Below are 19435 nucleotides of genomic sequence, written 5' to 3'. Positions count from 1 at the left end.
TAGCTGTCAGCCCACGCCGGCATACGAATGCAGGCCCACGGTCACCAGGTTAACGAAGAACAGGTTGAAGACCATGGCCACGAACCCGGCCACGTTCACCCAGGCGGCCTTGCGGTCCCGCCAGCCCGCGGTCGACCTGGCATGTAGGTACGCCGCGTAGATCACCCACGCGACGAACGACACCGTCTCCTTGGGATCCCAGCCCCAATACCTGCCCCAGGCTTCCTCGGCCCAGATGGCTCCGAAGATGACCCCGAAACCGAAGACCGGGAACGCGAAGATCGTGGTGCGGTAGGCGATGCGGTCCAGGGTCTGCGCGTCGGGCAGCCGATGCACAATCCGGGCCAGCGCACCCTGGGCGGCGGGGTCGCCTAGCCGGGAGGTGCGCAGCAGGAACAGGATGCTGGCGATTCCGGCGACCAGGAAGACGCCCGAGCCCAGGCTGACCACCGAGACGTGGATGGGCAGCCAGTAGGACTGCAGGGCCGGCATGACGGGCGCGGCGTTGGTGTAGAGCCAGCGGTCGGACACCGTGAGCAGGATCAGCACCGGCAGCAGCAGGAAAACCCAGAGCGGGCGGACTTGCGGGCGGCGCAGCACGATCGCACCGGCGATCAGCCCGCACAGGCAGGTGAGGTTGATGAACTCGTACATGTTGCCCCACGGGACCCGCATGGTGGCCAGGCCGCGCAACACCAGGCAGGCCAGCAGCAGGCCGATGCCCAGGTAGACCACCGCGAGCCCGGCCCGCCCGACGCGTTCGTCGAACGACCGCCGGTCGACGTCTGCGACGATGCCGGGCGTGGCGCTGTCGGCGGCGACGGCTCCGGCCAACACGCGTGCGCGGCTATCGGCACGCCGGCCGCCGACGTAGGCGAGTTCGAAGGCCAGCAACAGCAGCGCGACGACCAGAGCCACCACCGCCGAGGTGAACGCCCAGTCGGAATAGCGCGCCAGGCCGATATCGACGTGCGTCGTGTTCATGAGACGTCCACCTGTGAGCTCCTTGCCGACGCTGGGGAACCGCCGAGGTCGGCCAACAGCCGCTCGGTCAGCCTTTCGAACTCGTCGCCCCACCCGGAGTTATCGGTGCGGGCCAAGCCGCCCAGCTCGACGTTCACCGTACCGGGGCCGGCTGCCTCGTCTCCGGCGACCGGAACGAGTCGCACCCAGACCCGGCGCCGGCGCACCAGCAGCGAGACCAGCAGCCCGGCCATCATCGTGATCGCGAAGACCAGCACCCAGGTCTGGCCGGGGTCGTGGGAGACCTGCAGGTTGACGAACGGCACGGCGCCGTCGAAGTGGATCGTGGTGCCCGCCGCGGGCCCCTGGTCGATCCGTACCTCTTGGCCCGCGCGCAGGTTGACCCGCTTCTCCTTGGTCAGCCGGCCCTGCTCGATCAGCTGCGGGTCCAGGGTGAACAACGACTGCGGACGCCCGGTGTCCAGGCCGGTGTCGCCCCGATAGATGTCGACGGCTACCGCGGGGGCGTCGAGCGCGGGGAATCGCGACGAGAGCAGTGCGCCGTCGAGTTGCTCGGTGGGCGCCAGCAGGCCCTGGATCGCGATCTGGTGCGCACGACGCTCGCCGGCGCCGGGGTAGCTGCCGGCCGGCGGGTCGATGCGCACCACCCCCGACGAGAGCAGGGTCTGCGGGTTGTCCGGCCGCCACTGCACGGTCGAGCTGCGCGTCTGCCCGTCGGGGAAGGTGACGGTGAAGGTGGGTGCGTAGCCGTGGCCCTGCAGGTACACCCGGTCGCCGCCGACCCGCAGCGGATGGTTGACCTCCAGCCGGTAGGGCCGCCAGCTGTTGGCCACCAGGTCGCAGCCGTCCTGGTAGTCGATATCGGCGGCGAACGAGGTGGCCTGCCCGGACGGCAGGTAGTGCGCCTGAAAGTCGTTGACCCGCACACAGATTGGGTGTAGCGACGTGCCGTCGACGGTGTTGCCGGCCCGGAACGAGTCGAACGCGGCCGGCGAGGCCGAGCAGAAGCCGGGGCCGCCGTCGGCGATCACGATGACGTTGCCCTCGTAGCCGAACAGCTTGCCGACGGCGACGGCGACCAACAGCCCCAGCAGCGAGAAGTGGAAGACGATGTTGCCGAATTCGCGCAGGTAGCCCTTTTCGGCGGACACCTCGACGACGTCGTCGGCGTGGCGGATCGCGGTTCGCCAGCCGTGCAGCCGCGCGGCGACCTTGTTCGCGACGGCGTTCAGGTCGGCCTCGTCGGCCAGGGTTACCCGCGAGCTCGCGTGCTTGGGCAGCCGAGCCAGATTGCGGGGCGCGGCAACGGGGGTGGCACGCAGGCTGCGGGCGTGCTCGATCATCCGCGGGGTCAGGCAGCCGACCAGGGAGACGAACAGCAGCACGTAGATGGCGGTGAACCAGAAGCTGGAGAACACGTCGAAGGCCTGCAACCGATTCAGCCACGGGCCGATCGTCGGGTGGGCGGCCAGGTAGTCGTCGACCTTGCCCGCGTTCAGGCTGCGCTGCGGCAGCAGCGCCCCCGGTATCGCGCCCAACGCCAGCAGACACAACAGCACCAGCGCGGTGCCCATCGAGGTCAGCGCGCGCCAGGTGTTGCGCGCCCAGGCTAGTAACCGTCTCAAATCGGCAACCTCACGTCGCTGACGAAGGCGTCGCGCAGCCAGGAGACGAAGTCGTTCCACACGCCGGTGACCAGCAGCACCCCCACCGCGATCAGCAGGGCGCCGCCGAAGATCTGGATGGCGCGGCTGTGCCGGCGCAGCCAGCCCAGCCCGGCGACCGCGCGGGCCGAGCCAAATGCCAACAGCACAAACGGTATTCCCAGTCCCAGGCAGTAGGCGCTCACCAGCACGATGCCGCGCGCCACGTTCGCGCCTTCGGAGGCCGAGGCGACGGTGATCACGCCGGTCAGCGTCGGCCCCAGGCAGGGCGTCCACCCGAGCGCGAACACCGCGCCCAGCATCGGCGCCCCGGCAACCGTCGTCAGCTGTTGCGGGCTGAACCGGACCTGGCGCTGCAGGGCCGGAATCAGCCCGACGAACACCAACCCCATCGCGATGGTCAGCACGCCGCCGACCCGCTGCAGCACCAGCTGATTGGTGATCAGCGTCGTGGTCATGCCGAGCACGGCGACGGTGCCCAGGACGAACACGGTGGTGAACCCGGCGACGAACAGCCCCGCCGATCCGGCGACGCGCCACCGGGCCGCCGGCGGGGCCTTGACCGTGCCGGGCTGCTCTTCGAGTCCGACTTCCTCGCCCACCACCGCGGCCAGATACGACAGGTAGCCAGGCACCAGCGGCACCACGCAGGGCGAGGCGAACGACACCAGCCCAGCGAGCATGCAGGCCCCCAGCGCCACCAAAAGTGGCCCGGCGGAAGCGATTTGCGCGAACCCGGTCACTTTTCTGCGGCCAGCTTCCGCACGACGGGCTCCAGGTCGGACGCCAGCAGCTCCCGCAGAAACACCGCCGCCACCCGGTGCTGGCGGTCCAGCACCAGCGTGGACGGGATGACGGTGGTCGGGTACTTGCCGCCGAAGGCGATCAGCGTGCGCATGGCCGGGTCGTAGATCGACGGGAAGGTGACGCCGCGATCGTTGACGAAGTCCAGGGCGGCCTGCCGGTTGTTGTCGCGCACATCGATGCCCAGAAACGACGCCCCGGACCCGCGGGTCGCGTCGTACACCCGCTGCAGCTGGGTGACCTCGGCGCGACACGGCCCACACCACTGGCCCCAGATGTTGATGACGACGACGTTGCCGGCGAAGATCGGGTCGTCCAGCGACAGTGGGTGCGCGGGGTCGGACAGGTCCGGGCCGGACAGCGGGCCGGGGCGGCTGCGACTGGCGGGCGGGTCGTAAAAGATGTCGGTTTTGCCTCCGGGAGAAACGAATTCGAAGGTGCCGCCCTGCGCGACGGCGTCGTGACCGGCCGAGCAGCCGGTCAGCAATCCGGAGATTGCCAACACGGCCACGGCGATCAGCGGCCGCGACATGCTCAAGCGCCCGCCGGTTGGGAGTATTCGATGCCGACCAGCCGGGCGCCGTCGTAGACCAGGGTGGTCAGCGAGGCCAGGTCGCACTCGCGCCGCCGCGGATCGTGCCAGAGGCGCCGACCGGTCAGGTGCAGCCGCAGCGTCCACACCGGCAGCTGGTGGCTAACGCACACCACCTCGTGGCCGGCGCCGCGCACCCGCGCCTTGTCGACCGCGGTGGCCATGCGGGCCGCGATCTCGCGATAGGGCTCGCCCCACGACGGCGTGAACGGGTTGCGCAACTGCCACCAGAACCGCGGGTTCTGCCAGGCGCCATCGCCCGGACTCATCCGCTTGCCTTCGAAGAAGTTGGCCGACTCGATCAGATCGGGGTCGGTGTCGACGGGCAGGTTGAGCCCGGCCGCAATGGATGCGGCGGTCTCCTGCGCCCGCTGCAGCGGCGAGGCGATGACCGCGACGATGTCGCGGCCGGCCAGCGCGTCGGCGACGGCCGCAGCTTGCGCTTTTCCCTTGTCGGACAAGCGAAATCCCGGCAGTCGCCCGTACAGGATGCCGTCGGGGTTGTGCACCTCGCCGTGGCGCATCACATGCACCCGGGTTTGTTCGGCCATCAGGGTCGCTCCTCCTGGGCGGCGGCTTGGGCGGCTCGTGGTAGGGCGTCGGCGATCCGCTCGAAGGCCTCGTCGTCCAGCGCCGCCGAGACGAACCACGCCTCGAAGGCGCTGCACGGCGGGTATACGCCCGCGTCCAGCAGGGCGTGGAAGAACGGCGGGTAGCGCCAGGTCTGGCTGTTGCGGGCGGACGCGAAATCGGTGACCGGCGCGTCCGCGAAGAACACGCCGAGCATATTGCCGGCCCGCGGAATCTGGTGTGGCACAACGACATTGGTGAGCGCCTCGGCGAACAGCCCGGCCAGGCGATCGGCATTGGCGTTCAGTGCGGCGTACACAGCGTCGTCCGCGGTGCGCAGCGTGGCCAGCCCGGCGGCCATCGCCACCGGGTTACCCGACAACGTGCCGGCCTGATACACGGGTCCCAGCGGCGCAAGGCGTTCCATCACCTCGGCCCGGCCGCCGAACGCGGCGGCCGGCAGCCCGCCGCTCATCACCTTGCCGAAGGTGAACAGGTCGGCGGCGACGGGATCGAGTCCGTACCAACCACTTCGGCTGACCCGGAAGCCGGTCATGACCTCGTCGACGATCAGCAGCGCGCCGTGCTCGGCGGTGAGCGCCCGCAGCGCCGCGTTGTAGCCCGCGCCCGGCGGGACGACGCCCATGTTGCCGGGGCTGGCCTCGGTGATCACCGCGGCGATCTGGTCGCCGAACTGCGCGAACGTCTCACGTACCGCGTCAATATCGTTGTACGGCAACACGATTGTGTCGGCGGCCGCGGCGCCGGTGACACCGGGCGACGACGGCAGCCCCAGCGTCGCCACCCCGGACCCCGCGTCGGCGAGCAACGCGTCGACGTGCCCGTGGTAGCAGCCGGAGAACTTGACGATCTTGGCCCTGCCGGTGAACCCGCGAGCCAGCCGCACCGCGCTCATGGTGGCCTCGGTGCCGGAGTTGACCAGCCGCAGCCGCTCGACGGGTGCGACCCGGCCGATGATCTCGGCGGCCAGCTCGGTCTCCGCGGGGGTCGGCGCCCCGAAGGACAGACCGTTCGCGGCGGCCCGGGCGACGGCGTCGACCACGGCGGGGTGCGCGTGGCCCAGAATCATCGGGCCCCACGAGCAGACCAGGTCGACGTAGCGATTGCCGTCGGCGTCGGTGAGCCAGCAGCCGTGCGCCTCGGTGATGAAGCGCGGCGTGCCGCCGACCGCGGTGAACGCGCGCACCGGCGAGTTCACCCCGCCCGGGATGACCGCGCAGGCGTCGTCGAACAGACCCGCCGACGTGCGTACCGCGGCGGCTGCCTGGTCAGTGCTCCCCATGACCACCAGTGTCCCAGCCGGCGAACAGCGATCAACTACAGGGTGTAAGAGTTCGGCGACGGGTTGAGCAGGCCGTGCATCGCGGGTTGGATGAAGGCATGCAACTTCCTCAAGGGCTTGCTCGCTTCAACCGACACGTCACCAACCCGATTCAGCGGATGTGGGCCGGCTGGGCCCCGTCCTTCGGCATCATCGAGCACACCGGGCGCAAGTCCGGCAAGCAGTTCCGCACCCCGGTGACTGCGTTCGACGCCACCGTCGACGGCAAGCCCGGCATTGCGGTACTGCTCACCTACGGCCCGGACCGCGACTGGCTGAAAAACCTCAAGGCCGCCGGCGGCGGGAAGATGCGCCGCCACGGCAAGACCTTCGGCATCACCAACCCGCAGGTGGTAACCCGCGACGAAGCCGCCGAGCACGTGAACGGCCGGACGCGGCGGGTATTCGGGCGGATGCCGTTCGAGCAGGCGGTGCTGTTCAGCAAGACGGCTTAACCCCCCGGACGCGGGTGATGGCGTAGACCGCCAGCACCACGGCCCACGACAGCAGCGACAGCCACAGCTGGCTGCGCGCCGCATGGTCGAACGCCATCTGCACCAGCACGGCGGTGATCCCGGCCAGCGTAAGGATCGACAGCACCGGGAAGAACCACATCTTCAACGGCAGCTGATCGGCGGGGGTGCGGCGGCGCAGGATGATCTGCGACAGCGCGATCAGCCAGTAGACGAACAGGATGATCGCGCCGGAGGAGTTGGGCAGGAACAGAAACACGGTGTGCGGCGCCAGCCATGACATGATCACGCACAGAAAGCCGACCGCCGAGGAGAACACGATGGCGAGGTGCGGAACCCCGCGCCCGCTGAGTTTGACCAGCCGCATCGGCGCGTGGTTTCGGGCGGCGAGCACGAACAGCATGCGCGACGCCGTGTACAGACCGGAGTTCAGCGATGACAGCACCGCGGTAAGCACCACGGCGTTCATCACCTGATCGGCCCCGGCCAGGCCCATCTGCTTGAACGCCGCGACGTACGGCGACGTGCCGACCTCGACGGAATCCCACGGCAGGATCACCACGAGCAAGAACACCGAACCGACGAAGAAGATCGATATGCGCGCGACCACCGATCGCGTCGCGCGCTGGACCGCCTGCGCCGGCTCGCGGCTCTCGGCCGCGGCGATCGTGACGATCTCGGCGGCCACCATCGAGAAGATCACCACCACGATGGCGGCGAACACCGCCGCGACGCGCTTCGGGAGAAACCCGCCGTGTGCGGTCAGGTTGGCGAACCCGCCGTGGTGTCCCGGCCACAGGCCGAGCACGAATACCGCGCCGATGCCGAGGAAGACGATGATCGTCGCGACTTTGATTCCGGCGAAACAGAATTCGAACTCGCCGAACGACGTCACCGAGAACAGGTTGGTCGCGGTCATCAACAGCATCAGGCACAGCGACAGCAACCACAGCGGCGAGTGAAACCAGTAGTCGAGCACCTTGCCACCGGCGACCGCCTCGAACCCGACGACGATCACCCAGAAGTACCAATACAGCCAGCCCACCGAAAACCCGGCCCAGCCGCCCAGCGCCTTGGCCACGTAGTCGGCGAACGACCCGGTCGACGAGTTGGCCGCGGCCATCTCGCCCAGCATCCGCGTCACCAGGACGATCAGCACGCCGCACAGCGCATAGGTCAGGAACGCGGCGGGCCCGGTGTCGCGGATCACCACGCCCGACCCGACGAACAGCTCGGCGCCGATCACGCCGCCGAGCGCAATCATGCTGAGCTGTCGCTGCGAAAGCCCTTGGCGCAGCTCCGGAGGGCTACTCACGGCTTCCATGTCCTGGGCCTCCCAGCGTGCCCCCGGGGTCGTGTTGGTGATTAACCACAACACATCGGCGGCCGGTGCACCAATCGATCGGACAGCCGCATCAGTCCAGGCGGGTGGCCACCACCGACCACACCGGAAAATGCACTCGGTGGTCTTCCAGCAGCGGGTCGATGACGCCGAGCCAATGCACCAATGGCTTCATTCGGCGCAGGATCTCGTCCTGTCCCTCGTCTGCCATCGTCTTCATGGTCTCGAATGTCTCGGGGAGAAGCCGCCCCTGGTAGGTGGCGACACCGAGGTAGTCGATGCGCCATCCGCCGGCACCCAGCACTCGCTCGAGGTTGTCGGCGGGTATCGCGGTCCACTGCAGGCCGTTGACGTTGTGCGGGCTGAACTCGAACATGTACAGCCGGGCTCCGGGTCTGGTCGCACGGTGCAGCGCCTGCGCGTACCGCGTCTGGATGGCTTCGTCGTTGAGGAACACATGGTAGAAGGCACTGTCGACGACGGTGTCGAACCGGCCCTCGAACCCGTCCAGTTTGGTGGCGTCGGCCACCTGGAAATCCACGTGCACCCCGGCTCGCTCGGCGTTGCGCTTGGCCCGCTCGATGGCGGTGGGTGAAGCGTCGATGCCGGTGGCCGAATAGCCGTGGGACGCAAAGTGAATCGCGTGATAGCCGGGGCCGGTGCCCGGGTCGAGCACCTCCCCCTTCATCGCGCCGTCGGCTACCAACTGTTCGACGACCGGCTGCGGGCCTCCGATATCCCACGGAATTCGCCCGTCGGTGTGTTCTGCTTCGTCGTACAACGGCTCGAATCCACCGACGTTCCCGTCAGACGTCATGAACTTCCCGTTTCCTCACTGACCTCGGCACCTGGAGCTTCCCGCCAATAGTTCACCAGGGCCTGCTGCGCGGCAAGCCGGAGTTGCTTGCCCAGCGTCCGAGGCGCTTACAGGTACAGGTCCCGATCCCGGATCAACGCCGTGGCGATCACGCTAATCACCGCCGTCGCAACCAAATACCCGCACGCCAGCCATGGCACGCCGCCGGCCGCCGCGATCAGCGCCGTCAGGATCATCGGCGTCACCCCGGAGGCGTAGATGCCCGAGAACTGGTAGACGAACGACAGACCGGTGTAGCGGGTCTGGGTGGGATACAGCGACGAGAACAGCGTGCCCTGGGCACCGTAGAACAGTGCGTGCACGACGCCGAACACGACCACCATCGCCGGCCCGAACGGGACCAGGTTCATGGTGCCGAACAAGGCGAACGCCGGGAACGCCGCGAGCCCGTAGCACGCCACCCCCGCCAGGTACACCCGCCGGGCGCCGTACCCGTCGGTCAGCGCGCCCGACACGGGCAGCAGCACCGCCATCACCAGGGCGGCGATGGTGACCACGACCAGCACGGGCACCTTGTGCAAGCCCAGCGCCCCGGTGGCATAGCTGATCGCGAACACGCCCCAGGTGTTGAACGCCGAGCCCTCGGCCCAGCGAGACAGCAGGCCCAGCAAGGTGTTTCGCCTGGAGCGGGCGCCGCGGAAGATCTCGCGGATCGGCACGGTGGATGCCGCTTCGAGGTTGCGCAGTTCCTGAAAGGCCGGTGTCTCGTCGACCCGCCACCGCACCAAGACCCCGACCACGACCAGCACCAGGCTCAACAGGAACGCGATGCGCCAGCCGTAGGCGAGGAACTCCGCCGACCCCAACTCGACCTGCAGCAGCGCGAAGATGCCGGTGCCCAGCGCCAGCCCGATTTGCGGAATCGCCCCGAACCGGCCGCGCCGGTCGCCGGGGCTGTGTTCGACGGCCAGCAGCACCGCGCCGCCCCACTCCCCGCCGAGCGCGAAACCCTGCAGCACGCGCAGCACCAGCAGCAGGATCGGCGCCCACACCCCGATCGCGGCGGCGCTCGGCAACACCCCGATCAGCGCCGTCGCGAGACCATGATCAGCATCGTGAGCGCCAGGCTGCGCTTGCGGCCGATCCGGTCCCCGATGTGGCCGAACACCAGGCCACCGACCGGCCGCATGACAAAGCCCACGGCGAACGTCGCGAACGCCAGCAGCGTGCCCACCAACGAGCTGGCGTTGGGATAGAACAGCTTGCCGAACACCAACCCGGCGGCGGTGGCGTAGAGGAAGAAGTCGTACCACTCGACCGTGGTGCCGAGCAGACTCGCCGCGACGACCGTGCGCAGCCGCCGACGGCGATCGCCGTCGGATTCGTCGAGGGTGTCCGCCGGGGCGGGGGCCGGCAGCGTCGTGGCCATGGCTATTGCGCCGAGGCTGCCGCGAACGGCGTCGACGAGGCCGGCTGGGACTTGCGGTTGGGGTGTTTCCACACGCCACGGTTCTCCAGCAGGGGCAGCACGCCCTCGCCGAACCAGTACGCCTCTTCCAGGTGCGGGTAGCCCGACAGGATGAAGTGGTCGATGCCCAGGTCTGCGTATTCGATCAGCCGCTGCGCGACCTCTTCGTGCGACCCGACCAGTGCGGTGCCCGCGCCGCCGCGCACCAGGCCGACACCGGCCCACAGGTTGGGGGCGATCAGCAGCCGATTGCTGTTGCCGCCGTGCAACTTCAGCATCCGGCGCTGTCCCTCGGATTCGCTGCGGGCCAGGCTGGCCTGTACTCGCTCGATGTCTGCCGGGTCGATCGCCTCCAGCAGCCGGTCGGCTTCGGCCCAGGCCTGCTCGGCGGTCGGGCGGCTGATCACGTGGATGCGCAACCCGAACTGCAGGGTCCGGCCGGCCTCGGCGGCCAGGCCGCGAATCCAGTCCAATTTCTCGGCGACGGCCGTCAGCGGTTCACCCCAGGTGAGGTAGACGTCGGAGTACTTGGCGGCAACGGGCCCGGCCGATCCCGACGAGCCACCGAAGAACACCGCGGGAATCGGGTCGGGCGGGTTGTTCAGTTGGGCGCCGTCGACGCGGATGTGTTCACCGGCGAAGCTCACCGGTTCTTTCGACGTCCACAGCCGGCGAACCACGTCCAGGAACTCGGCGGTACGCGTGTAGCGCGCCTGCTTGTCCAGATAGTCGCCGTAGGCCTGTTGTTCGTGCGGTTCGCCGCCGGTCACGACGTTGAGCAGCAGCCGTCCCTGCGAGTGCCGCTGAAAGGTGCCCGCCATCTGCGCGGCCAGGGTGGGGCTGAGCAACCCGGGGCGGAATGCGACCAGGAACTTCAACGTCTCGGTGCGCTCGATCAGCATCGCCGTCGTCAACCAGGCGTCCTCACACCACAATCCGGTCGGGGTGAGCACGGCCTCGAATCCGTTGTCCTTGGCGGCGGCGCAAATCTGGTGCAGATAACGCAAAGTCGCGGGCCGGTCACCGTGCATCGACGAGCCGTGCCCACCGGCGACGAGATTGCGAGAATCCCCGTACGTCGGCAAAAACCAGTGAAATGCCAGGCTCATCCAATCCTCTTCCGCTTCGACGGCACGCACCAAAGTTCCAGGGTCGCGGAGCCCGGCGCCGCGCACGAGGGTTGAAACCTGCCAGATTCAATCCGCCATTCAATCCGCCGCGACGTCGCCTGCCGCACGTCACTACTCGATGACTGCCGCGTCACGATGCCCTTGCAAACTCGGCGACAGGGTCGGAAAAGCCCAGTGGGCGCGGCATTATGACGCTCGTGCCTGATCTGAACCGCCGCGCGGTGCTGCGAATGGGCGCCAGTGCCAGCGTTGCGGCCGCGGGCGCGTGGGCTTTGAGCGCCTGGCTGGACCCGCTCGAACCGCAGGCGGCGCCACTGCCCGCCCCCTTCGAACCGTCGACCGCGAGCAGCAACCTGCCCACCACGCTGACGGGTTCGTTCATCTCCAAGGCGCGCGGCGGCGTCAAGACCAATTGGGTGATCACCCTGCCGCCCGGACAGACCTCGCAGAGCGGGCTGCTGCGCCCGGTGATCGCGCTGCACGGCAAGGACGGCGACGCGAACATGATGCTGGATTGCGGCGTGCCGGACGCCCTGGCGCGGTTGGTCAAGGAGGGCAAGTCGCCGATCGCCGTCGTGGGTGTCGACGGCGGATCCGATTCCTATTGGCACAAACGGGTCGACGGCAGCGACTCCGGCGCAATGGTTCTCGACGAGCTGTTGCCGATGCTGGGCACGATGGGTCTGGATACCTCCCGGGTCGGTTTCATGGGCTGGTCCATGGGCGGGTACGGGGCGCTACACCTGGGCGCCAAGCTGGGGCCGGCGCGCACCGCGGGGATCTGCGCCATCAGCCCGGCGCTGTACACCTCGTACGCCGATTGCGCGCCCAAAGCGTTTGACAGCGAAGAGGACTGGCGGACGAACAGCGTGATGGGGCTGCCGGTGTTGTCCCAGATTCCGCTGCGGGTGGACTGCGGGACATTCGACCGTTTCTATCCGGCGACACGCCAATTCGTTAGCCAGCTCAGCACGCCACCGGCGGTAAGCTTCACGGTCGGCGGACACGACATCACCTGGTGGCGTTTGCAATTACCCGGCGAGCTTTCCTGGCTGGCGACCTAGCGAGGCATCCCGAAAGAGGCATGGCAGTCCGGCAGGAAACCGCGTACAGCCCGCCCTCATCAGCGGGCGATAGCCCCACCCGACAAATTCAGCGACGCGGATTCCGCCCCGACATCGAGGGCCTGCGGGCCGTGGCGGTAATCGCCGTCGTGCTCTACCACGCGGGCATCCCCGGGACCGCCGGCGGCTTCATCGGCGTGGACGTCTTCTTCGTCGTCTCCGGCTTCCTGATCACCGGCCTGCTGTGGCGCGAGGTCAGCACCACGAAAAGCGTTGCGCTGGGCCGTTTTTACGGAGCCCGGGCCCGTCGGCTGTTGCCGGCCGCGGCCACGGTCGCCGTCGTCACCGCCGTCGCGGCGGCCGCGGTGCTGCCGCCGTTGCAGGCACGCAGCGTGTTCGTCGACGGCATCGCCAGCGCGCTGTACGTCGGCAACTACCGGTTCGCCCAACAAGGCACCGACTACCTGAACGCGCAGGCGCCCTCGCCGTTCCAGCACTACTGGTCCCTCGGCGTCGAGGAGCAGTTCTATCTGGTGTGGCCGGTGTTGATCATCGCTACCGCGTGGATGGTCGGACGCATCAAGCGCGACGCGGTGGCGCGGGCGGCGCCCTACGCGGCGGTGCTGGCGCTGGTCGCCGCGGCCTCGCTGACGACGGCCGTGCTGTGGACGCGCAGCGCGCCGCCGTGGGCGTTCTACTCGCTGCCCACCCGCGCCTGGGAGCTGGCCGTCGGCGGACTGGTCGCGCTGCCGATCGAGCAGTGGCGCCGGCTGCCGCTGCTGCCCGCCGCGGTCGCCGGGTGGGGCGCGGCCTGGCGCTGATCGTGCTGACCTGCACGCAGCTCGCCCCCGCCACGCCCTACCCCGGCACGGCGGCGCTGCTGCCGGTGCTGGGCACCGCGCTGGTGATCGGCGGTGGCTGCGTCACCCGCAGCCTGGGGGTCGGCCGGCTGCTGTGCCGGCCGTCGATGCGCGCGATCGGACGGGTGTCGTACTCGTGGTACCTGTGGCATTGGCCGGTGCTGTTGTTGATGCCGCGACTGCTGGGCGATCCCGCCGGCCTGGCGGCCCGACTGGCCGCGACGGCCGTCTCCGCCGGGCTCGCGGTGAGTACGTTCCATCTGGTGGAGAACCCCGGCCGGTTCGCCGCCGGCCTGCGCCGGTCGGCCAAGACCAGCCTGGCCGTCTCCGGGATCGCCAGCGCCGCCACCGCATCCGCATGCGCGCTGTTGCTGACCGTGATACCGGTTCCGGTCGGCCACGGCCCGGCCGCGGCGAAGCCCACCATCATGGCGCTGCCCGCCGCCGGTCCACAGCAGGCGGCCGTCGCGGCGGCCCTGGCGCAGGTGCGTGACGCGGTCGCGGCGGCGGCGGCGGGCCTGCGGGCGGTGCCGTCCAACCTGGACCCGCCGCTGGCCCAGGCGCCGGCGGACAAGGCCGCCGTCTTCGTCAACGGGTGCGTGCGGTCCTGGCGCGACATCGGGCAAAACGAGTGCGCGGCCGGCGACATCGGCTCTGCGACAACGGTCGCGCTGATCGGCGACTCGCACGCGGCGATGTGGAACCCGGCCTGCCAGCAGGTGGCCGAGCAGCGACACTGGCGGCTGGAGACGATGGCGAAGGTGACCTGCCTGATTCAGGACCTGCCCATCGACAACCCGTATCTGGGCCGCGAGTACACCGAATGCGAACAATGGCGCACCCAGGTCCTGGCCCGGGTGGCGGCCGAGCACCCGCGGCTGGTGGTGCTGGACATGAGCCGGCGCTACGGCGGCGACTTCGGCTTCGTGTCCTACGACCCGGCATGGATCGAGACGCTGGGCCGCACCGTCGCACAACTTCGTCGCAGCGGCGCGACGGTCCTGGTCCTCGGCCCCGCGCCGGATCCGCAATCGTCGGTGCCCACCTGCCTCTCCGGGCATCTGGACGACGCCACCGCCTGCGCGCCAAGCCGTTCGGTCGCGGTCAACGACGGCGGGATCTCCGCCGAGCGCGCCGCGACCACCGGCAACGGCGGTCACTATGCCGACCTCACCGACCTGTTCTGCACCTCCGAACGCTGCCCGGTGATCGTCGGTAACACGCTGGTGTTCCGCGACGGCAACCACGTCACAACCGAATATGCGCAGTTGTTGGCACCGGTGCTGGGCTCACTGGCAGACGGAGCCATAACGGACGGATGACGTTGCGATGACTTTCTTTGCGAATGAACCCCACCACGAAACCGAACGTGTTACGAATGTAAGGGTTTTGGAGGTTTGAAATGTCCCCGCTGTTGTTGGTCTGCATCGCGGCTGCTACGCCAGTCGTCGGAATTGGCGTGATGCAGCTGCAAGCTCGCCTGGAGCAGTGGGACTACGAGCGGCACGCAGAAGACTGATCGCCCACGATTGGCTGAAAAGCCTTGCGCGGCTGGCACTTTGACGCGCAGCCGGCCCTACGCCGGAGCGCTTCGCTACCTGAATAGCTGCGTGCGAATCAGCGGTGCGATCTTGTCGGCCAGGTACCGATGCCCGGCGTCGTTGGGGTGCACGCCATCTGGGCCGATCAGGTCTGGCCTGTCGACGAACCAGTGGGCGCCAATCGGGTCGACGAATGCCGCCCCCGCGGCGCGGGCCTCGGAGTTGAGTATGTCGCGAATCTGCAAGATGTCCGGCGGCACATCGGCGGTCGGCCAGGGTGGCCCGATCACCAGGAATCTGGCGGTCGGTGTCAGGATGCGCGCGATCTGGAAGGTGTCGCGGGCCCGGCCGGCCAGCAGGCCGGGGTCGGTGCCCTGGTCGTTGCGGGAGCCGAAAAACACCACCAGCACGTCGTCGGCTTTGACCGACCTGACGGTCAAGTCCTCGAAGATGCTGCCGTGGTCACCGGGCACGGCGTAGCCGGCTCTGCCTTCGGCCGCCACATCGGCGTCGATCTGCAGACCGCGCTTGGTGAGCGTCTGCCAGGTCAGGGCGGTCCACGCGTTCGGCCCCAGGCCGCCCTCGTCGGTGCCGGTCGTATACGAGTCGCCGACCACCGCGATGTGGGTCAGCCGGCCATCCAGCGTCAGCACCTCGTAGGGCCGCGCCCGTGCCGGGTGTGCCACGGCTTCCAACAGCAGGCCGACCAGCAGGGCGAGGTTGACGACGAACGCGGCCAGACGACTCACTGCTACCTCCACCTCCCCCCGGGCGCGGCATGGCCTCTCACTGCACCGACCTCCGGAAATGGTACGAATAGCCGATGCGAACCGGCGGTCAATGCGCTGTTGCGCATGTCTCATCCTGGACCGAGTCGATCAGCATGCCCCAAACTACCAGGGCGGCGCTGCTACCGTCGTCGAACCCACGCCTGAGAGGTCATGGGGCACAGCATGATTCGCGGGTGGTCAGGACGCCGTGCGCTCGGTGACCGGTTCCCGGCCGCCGTCGATCTGGTGCACCTTGACGGGGGTGGACTCGGTGGGCTGCGCGGCGGGACGAACGTCGACCATCCTGCGCATCCAGCGTCGGGCGGGCTCCTCCACGACGTGATACAGCAGACTCGACAGCGCCAGGGCGATCGCCAAAAGGCCCAGCACGTTCCACTTCCAGGGCGAATCGGACTGCCACGGGGTGAGGCCGAATTGCTCGACCGCCCATCCCCAGGACGTGTGCACCAGCTCATGCACCATGTACAGGCAGAACGAGATCTGCCCGCCGTAGACCATCACCCGGGTGGACAGCAGCCTGGGCAGGCTGCCCAGGCCGACCGCCAGCGTGATCACCAGGGGGACGAACAGCACGTCGACCACGCCACCGCTGTCGTTTTCTACGACCCCGCTGATCGAATGGGCGTCGAACCAATACAGCACGCCGACCACGGCGACCAGCAGCAGCAGCGACACGTATCCGGCGATGTGGCGACCGCGGTCGGTCAGCCGCAGCCGGCGCACGGCGGCGCACGCCAGCGCCCCCGCGGCGAACTGCGTCACGATCCGCGGCAGCCAGCTCCACGGCGTGTAGAAGTGACCGCTGGCCAACAAAATCACCACCGGGGGGAGGGAGGCCGCGACGGCCAGCCACATCAGGGTGCGCGCCCGGGTGGCCAGCTTCATCCGGAAGATCACCAGCGCGAGCACGCCAAACAGCAGGTAGGCCAGCCACTCGGCGCTGATCGACCAGGCCGGCCCGTCCCAGCTGGTGCCGTCGAAAAACGGCTCGAACCACAGCTGCACCAGCAGCACCTGACGTATGTAGCTGACCGCGGTCAGGTCGTTGGCCTCGGGCAGCCGCACGTGGCCGACATGCAGCGACAGAATGACCAGCAGCGCGGCCAGGTGCATCGTGACCAGGTACACCGGCCACACCCGGGCCAGCCGCAGCCACAGGAAGTGCAGCGTCTCGCGCGTCGACCAGGACCGGCCCATCCGGTCGAGGTAGTTCCAGGTCAGCACGAACCCGCTGAGGATGAAGAACAGGTCGACGCCTTGCGCGCCGCAGTTGAGCACCGGCGCCAGGTTCTCGCGGAAATCGGGCGAGATGTCGCTCAGCATCGGCCGAAAATGAAACAGCACCACCCACACCGCGGCGACGATCCGGAGTCCCGTCAAGGCCTTGATCTCGCCCTTGATCTCTCCGCTGCGCACGACGCTCTTTCCGTCTAGACGTGGTAGTTCGTTCGCCTGCTGACGCGGCTGACCGGGCATATCGCCCTATCCCAAGCCCCCCGACTCGCAACCGGTAGCCAGAGCAGCTTAACAGCGCGGCGGCCCGGAGCGTGTGACGGCGACGGTGTGCCCGGCGCTTATACCTGCGCGCGCACCGGGCCGTCACCTTTTTAGCAAACAGTTAGACGTAACTGTCGGTCTCCTTAAGTTTGGCGGGCACCGTTGGAGCTAGTTCGGTCGGCGGCGTGTCGGCCTGCGCAACGGCACGGGGATTGGGGCGTTCATGACTATCGCTATGACCACTCGACAGGGCGGCCTCGACTGCGGTGGCGCCCAGGTTCGCGCGCACTGCCGCCACCTCGCCACCGTGCTGACGATCCGGGGCGAGATCGACGCCGTCAACGTCGACCGGGTCAGGGACTGCTTGCGCCGGTTCGTCGTCGGGGACAACCCGCTGGTGCTCGACATCAGCGCCGTGAGCCACTTCGCCGGTGCCGGCTTCTCGCTGCTGCACACGTTCGACGAGGACTGCCGCCGGGCCGGGATGCAGTGGACGCTGGTCGCCGGCGCCGACGTGATCGAGCAGTTGGTCGTCGGTGACGGCGATGCCGCGTTCCCGATCGCGCACTCGGTGCCCGAGGCGTTCTGCGACCTGGCCGACGCCGTCGTCTACCGCCGCCGGCTGGCGCTGCCGCTGATCAGGAAGACGGCGTAACGCCGCGGCGCACGCGCCACAGCCTCGCGGACCCGAGAACCGCCAGCACCCCGGCGATCATCGCCAGCAGCATGGCCAGCAGCAGCCACTGCGGGTTGTACACCAAGGCCGTGGTCGACGGCTGCCCGTCCATGACCGGCGCGACGTTGACGATGTGCCGCGCGTGCAACCAGCTCACCCCGACACCGGCCAGTGCCAGGCAGGCCAGCACAAGTTCGGCCAGCGCGCGAAAGCGGGCCATCACAGCTCGGATCCGGGGTCGTCGTGGTGATCGAGGTCGGCGGCATCGGATCGGGCCGGCTCCACCCGCTCCTGGACCAGCGGCGTCAACGCATCCCGAAGATGACGATGGCGTTTCGCCCAGGCCTGTGCGGTGCGGCCCTCGGTGAGCTTCAGCCCGATCCCCGTCCGGCCGCGCGGCACCCCGACCAACTCACCCATCGCGCGCGCCTCCTGCCACTTCGCCAGCGGCCGAACGGATTTCACCGGATTCTCCGCCTCCGGAAAGACCTTGACGATCTCGCGCACCAGGATGGTCTCGGTGCCCTGACGCAGGGCGTCCTGGGTCAATTCGACCGAGACGTGGATCCGCGCGGCCTTCACCTGCAGCGCCACGAACGCCGACACCATCACCAGAAAGGTCGCCGGGACCCACAACGAAATCGCTGCGCCACTCCACATTTCGATCAGGATCATCGACACCGCCGCGGCCCGACCGCTCAGCACCCACAGCCAGCTGGCGCCGGGCTCGTAGAACAACGGCTTGGGGTCGCCATCTCTCGCTGTGGTCATCGGAGCCTGATCCCCTGATTGTCTACCGCCGATGCGGCCGCTAGGAAAGCCAACCCGCCGCCTCCGCGGCAAAATAGGTCAGCACGAAATCGGCACCGGCGCGCCGAACGCTGATCAGCGATTCGAGCGCGGCGGCGCGCCGGTCGATCCAATTGTTCGCCGCCGCAGCGCAAATCATCGCGTACTCTCCCGACACCTGATAGCCGGAAACCGGCACCGGCGAAACCTCCGCCGCGGCGGCCACCACGTCGAGGTAGCTCATCGCGGGCTTGACCATGATGATGTCGGCGCCCTCGTCGATGTCCAATTCGATCTCGCGCAGCGCTTCTCTGGCGTTGCCGGGTTCTTGTTGGTAGGTGCGACGGTCGCCGGACAGGCTGGAGCTCACCGCCTCCCGGAACGGTCCGTAGAACGCCGACGCGAACTTCGCGGCGTAGGCCAGGATCACCACGTCGGTGTAGCCCGCGGCGTCCAGGCCGTCACGAATCGCGCCGACCTGCCCGTCCATCATCCCGCTCGGACCCACCACATGGGCGCCCGATTCTGCTTGCGCCACAGCCAATTTCACGTACCGCCGCAGGGTGGCGTCATTGTCGACCCGACCCCGGGCGTCCAGCACCCCGCAGTGACCGTGGTCGGTGAACTCGTCGAGGCAGGTGTCGGCCATCAACACCGTGGCCTCACCGAGATCCTTGGCCAGGTCGCACAGCGCGAGGTTGAGGATGCCCTCGGGGTCGGTACCGGCCGAGCCGGTCGCGTCCTTGTCCTCGTCGAGCGGCACGCCGAACAGCATCAGCCCGCCCACTCCGGCTGCCACCGCGTCGGCGGCCGCGCGGCGCAGCGACTCGCGGGTGTGCTGCACGACGTCGGGCATGAACGGGATCGGCCGCGGTTCGTCGATCCCGTCGGCGACGAACATCGGCAGCACCAAATGCCTTGGCTCCAAAGATGTTTGCGCCACCAGGCGACGCAACGCCGGGGTGGAACGAAGCCGGCGCGGGCGCTGCCGCGGGTAGGCCATCACGGGCTCCCGTGGCGACCTGGGGGCA

17 protein-coding genes and 2 pseudogenes are annotated in these 19435 nt (G+C 68.7%); 4 read left to right on the top strand and 15 right to left on the bottom strand.

Annotated features, from left to right (window positions below):
• Positions 1 to 6 precede the first annotated feature (6 nt).
• Genes ccsB through hemL form a run of 6 tightly spaced genes read right to left on the bottom strand, consistent with a single transcriptional unit; the run spans position 7 to position 5917 of the window.
• Positions 7 to 984, bottom strand: coding sequence for a c-type cytochrome biogenesis protein CcsB (gene ccsB, locus T428_RS0121495; protein WP_025738093.1), 978 nt, complete (start codon positions 982 to 984; stop codon positions 7 to 9).
• Positions 981 to 2558 carry a cytochrome c biogenesis protein ResB gene (locus T428_RS0121490; protein ID WP_051465322.1) on the bottom strand — a complete coding sequence of 526 codons (1578 nt, stop codon included), beginning with the start codon at positions 2556 to 2558 and terminating at the stop codon, positions 981 to 983. The genes ccsB and T428_RS0121490 overlap by 4 nt, the downstream gene beginning before the upstream one ends.
• A gap of 47 nt (positions 2559 to 2605) precedes the next feature.
• Positions 2606 to 3391, bottom strand: a complete 786-nt coding sequence (locus tag T428_RS0121485; RefSeq protein ID WP_025738091.1) for a cytochrome c biogenesis CcdA family protein — start codon at positions 3389 to 3391, stop codon at positions 2606 to 2608.
• A complete protein-coding gene (locus T428_RS0121480; RefSeq protein ID WP_025738090.1) occupies positions 3388 to 3984 on the bottom strand; it encodes a TlpA disulfide reductase family protein in 597 nt (198 codons plus the stop codon). Before T428_RS0121480 ends, T428_RS0121485 begins: the two co-directional genes overlap by 4 nt.
• 2 nt (positions 3985 to 3986) lie before the next feature.
• Positions 3987 to 4595 (bottom strand): histidine phosphatase family protein, encoded by a 609-nt coding sequence (locus tag T428_RS0121475; RefSeq protein ID WP_025738089.1) that lies wholly within the window; start codon positions 4593 to 4595, stop codon positions 3987 to 3989.
• A complete protein-coding gene (hemL, locus tag T428_RS0121470; RefSeq protein ID WP_025738088.1) occupies positions 4595 to 5917 on the bottom strand; it encodes a glutamate-1-semialdehyde 2,1-aminomutase in 1323 nt (440 codons plus the stop codon). Before hemL ends, T428_RS0121475 begins: the two co-directional genes overlap by 1 nt.
• 98 nt (positions 5918 to 6015) lie before the next feature.
• Here hemL and T428_RS0121465 point away from each other — a divergent pair, with 98 nt between their 5' ends.
• Positions 6016 to 6411 (top strand): nitroreductase family deazaflavin-dependent oxidoreductase, encoded by a 396-nt coding sequence (locus tag T428_RS0121465; RefSeq protein WP_025738087.1) that lies wholly within the window; start codon positions 6016 to 6018, stop codon positions 6409 to 6411.
• On the opposite strand, the gene T428_RS0121460 is transcribed toward T428_RS0121465, so the two are convergent.
• The 4 genes and pseudogenes from T428_RS0121460 to T428_RS0121445 all read right to left on the bottom strand — a co-directional run bounded on the left by T428_RS0121460 (position 6395) and on the right by T428_RS0121445 (position 11165).
• Positions 6395 to 7744 carry an amino acid permease gene (locus T428_RS0121460; protein ID WP_025738086.1) on the bottom strand — a complete coding sequence of 450 codons (1350 nt, stop codon included), beginning with the start codon at positions 7742 to 7744 and terminating at the stop codon, positions 6395 to 6397. The two genes, T428_RS0121465 and T428_RS0121460, sit on opposite strands and share 17 nt — an antisense overlap.
• A 100-nt stretch (positions 7745 to 7844) precedes the next feature.
• Positions 7845 to 8588, bottom strand: coding sequence for a class I SAM-dependent methyltransferase (locus T428_RS0121455; RefSeq protein ID WP_025738085.1), 744 nt, complete (start codon positions 8586 to 8588; stop codon positions 7845 to 7847).
• A 107-nt stretch (positions 8589 to 8695) separates the two neighbouring features.
• Positions 8696 to 10017: pseudogene (locus tag T428_RS30070) on the bottom strand (MFS transporter).
• A 2-nt stretch (positions 10018 to 10019) separates the two neighbouring features.
• Positions 10020 to 11165, bottom strand: coding sequence for an LLM class flavin-dependent oxidoreductase (locus T428_RS0121445; protein WP_025738084.1), 1146 nt, complete (start codon positions 11163 to 11165; stop codon positions 10020 to 10022).
• Positions 11166 to 11374: 209 nt separating this feature from the next.
• Between T428_RS0121445 and T428_RS0121440 the strand changes: the two genes are divergently transcribed.
• Both T428_RS0121440 and T428_RS30065 read left to right on the top strand, forming a co-directional pair.
• Positions 11375 to 12250, top strand: coding sequence for an alpha/beta hydrolase (locus T428_RS0121440; RefSeq protein WP_025738083.1), 876 nt, complete (start codon positions 11375 to 11377; stop codon positions 12248 to 12250).
• A gap of 20 nt (positions 12251 to 12270) precedes the next feature.
• A pseudogene (locus T428_RS30065) lies at positions 12271 to 14432 on the top strand (acyltransferase family protein).
• Between the two features lie 272 nt (positions 14433 to 14704).
• On the opposite strand, the gene T428_RS0121425 reads toward T428_RS30065, so the two are convergent.
• Both T428_RS0121425 and T428_RS0121420 read right to left on the bottom strand, forming a co-directional pair.
• The gene (locus T428_RS0121425; RefSeq protein ID WP_025738082.1) at positions 14705 to 15400 is read right to left on the bottom strand and encodes an Rv0518 family GDSL lipase; all 696 of its coding nucleotides are present in this window, start codon (positions 15398 to 15400) and stop codon (positions 14705 to 14707) included.
• 219 nt (positions 15401 to 15619) lie between these two features.
• Positions 15620 to 16858 carry an acyltransferase family protein gene (locus T428_RS0121420; protein WP_025738081.1) on the bottom strand — a complete coding sequence of 413 codons (1239 nt, stop codon included), beginning with the start codon at positions 16856 to 16858 and terminating at the stop codon, positions 15620 to 15622.
• A 304-nt stretch (positions 16859 to 17162) separates the two neighbouring features.
• Here T428_RS0121420 and T428_RS0121415 point away from each other — a divergent pair, with 304 nt between their 5' ends.
• Positions 17163 to 17594, top strand: coding sequence for an STAS domain-containing protein (locus T428_RS0121415; RefSeq protein WP_025738080.1), 432 nt, complete (start codon positions 17163 to 17165; stop codon positions 17592 to 17594).
• On the opposite strand, the gene T428_RS0121410 is transcribed toward T428_RS0121415, so the two are convergent.
• The 3 genes from T428_RS0121410 to hemB are packed head-to-tail and all read right to left on the bottom strand — an operon-like array spanning position 17578 to position 19407.
• Positions 17578 to 17835 carry a hypothetical protein gene (locus T428_RS0121410; RefSeq protein ID WP_425412067.1) on the bottom strand — a complete coding sequence of 86 codons (258 nt, stop codon included), beginning with the start codon at positions 17833 to 17835 and terminating at the stop codon, positions 17578 to 17580. The genes T428_RS0121415 and T428_RS0121410 overlap by 17 nt on opposite strands.
• On the bottom strand, positions 17835 to 18386 hold the full coding sequence (locus T428_RS0121405) for a hypothetical protein (protein WP_025738078.1): 552 nt from the start codon (positions 18384 to 18386) through the stop codon (positions 17835 to 17837). The genes T428_RS0121410 and T428_RS0121405 overlap by 1 nt, the downstream gene beginning before the upstream one ends.
• A 40-nt stretch (positions 18387 to 18426) precedes the next feature.
• On the bottom strand, positions 18427 to 19407 hold the full coding sequence (gene hemB, locus T428_RS0121400; protein WP_084298831.1) for a porphobilinogen synthase: 981 nt from the start codon (positions 19405 to 19407) through the stop codon (positions 18427 to 18429).
• Between the last annotated feature and the right edge of the window lie 28 nt (positions 19408 to 19435).

Source organism: Mycobacterium genavense ATCC 51234 (assembly GCF_000526915.1).
In the GTDB taxonomy this organism is placed as follows: Bacteria; Actinomycetota; Actinomycetes; order Mycobacteriales; family Mycobacteriaceae; genus Mycobacterium; species Mycobacterium genavense.
The sequence above is the reverse complement of the archived record's forward strand: the minus strand, read 5'-3'. Positions and strand labels throughout refer to the sequence as shown.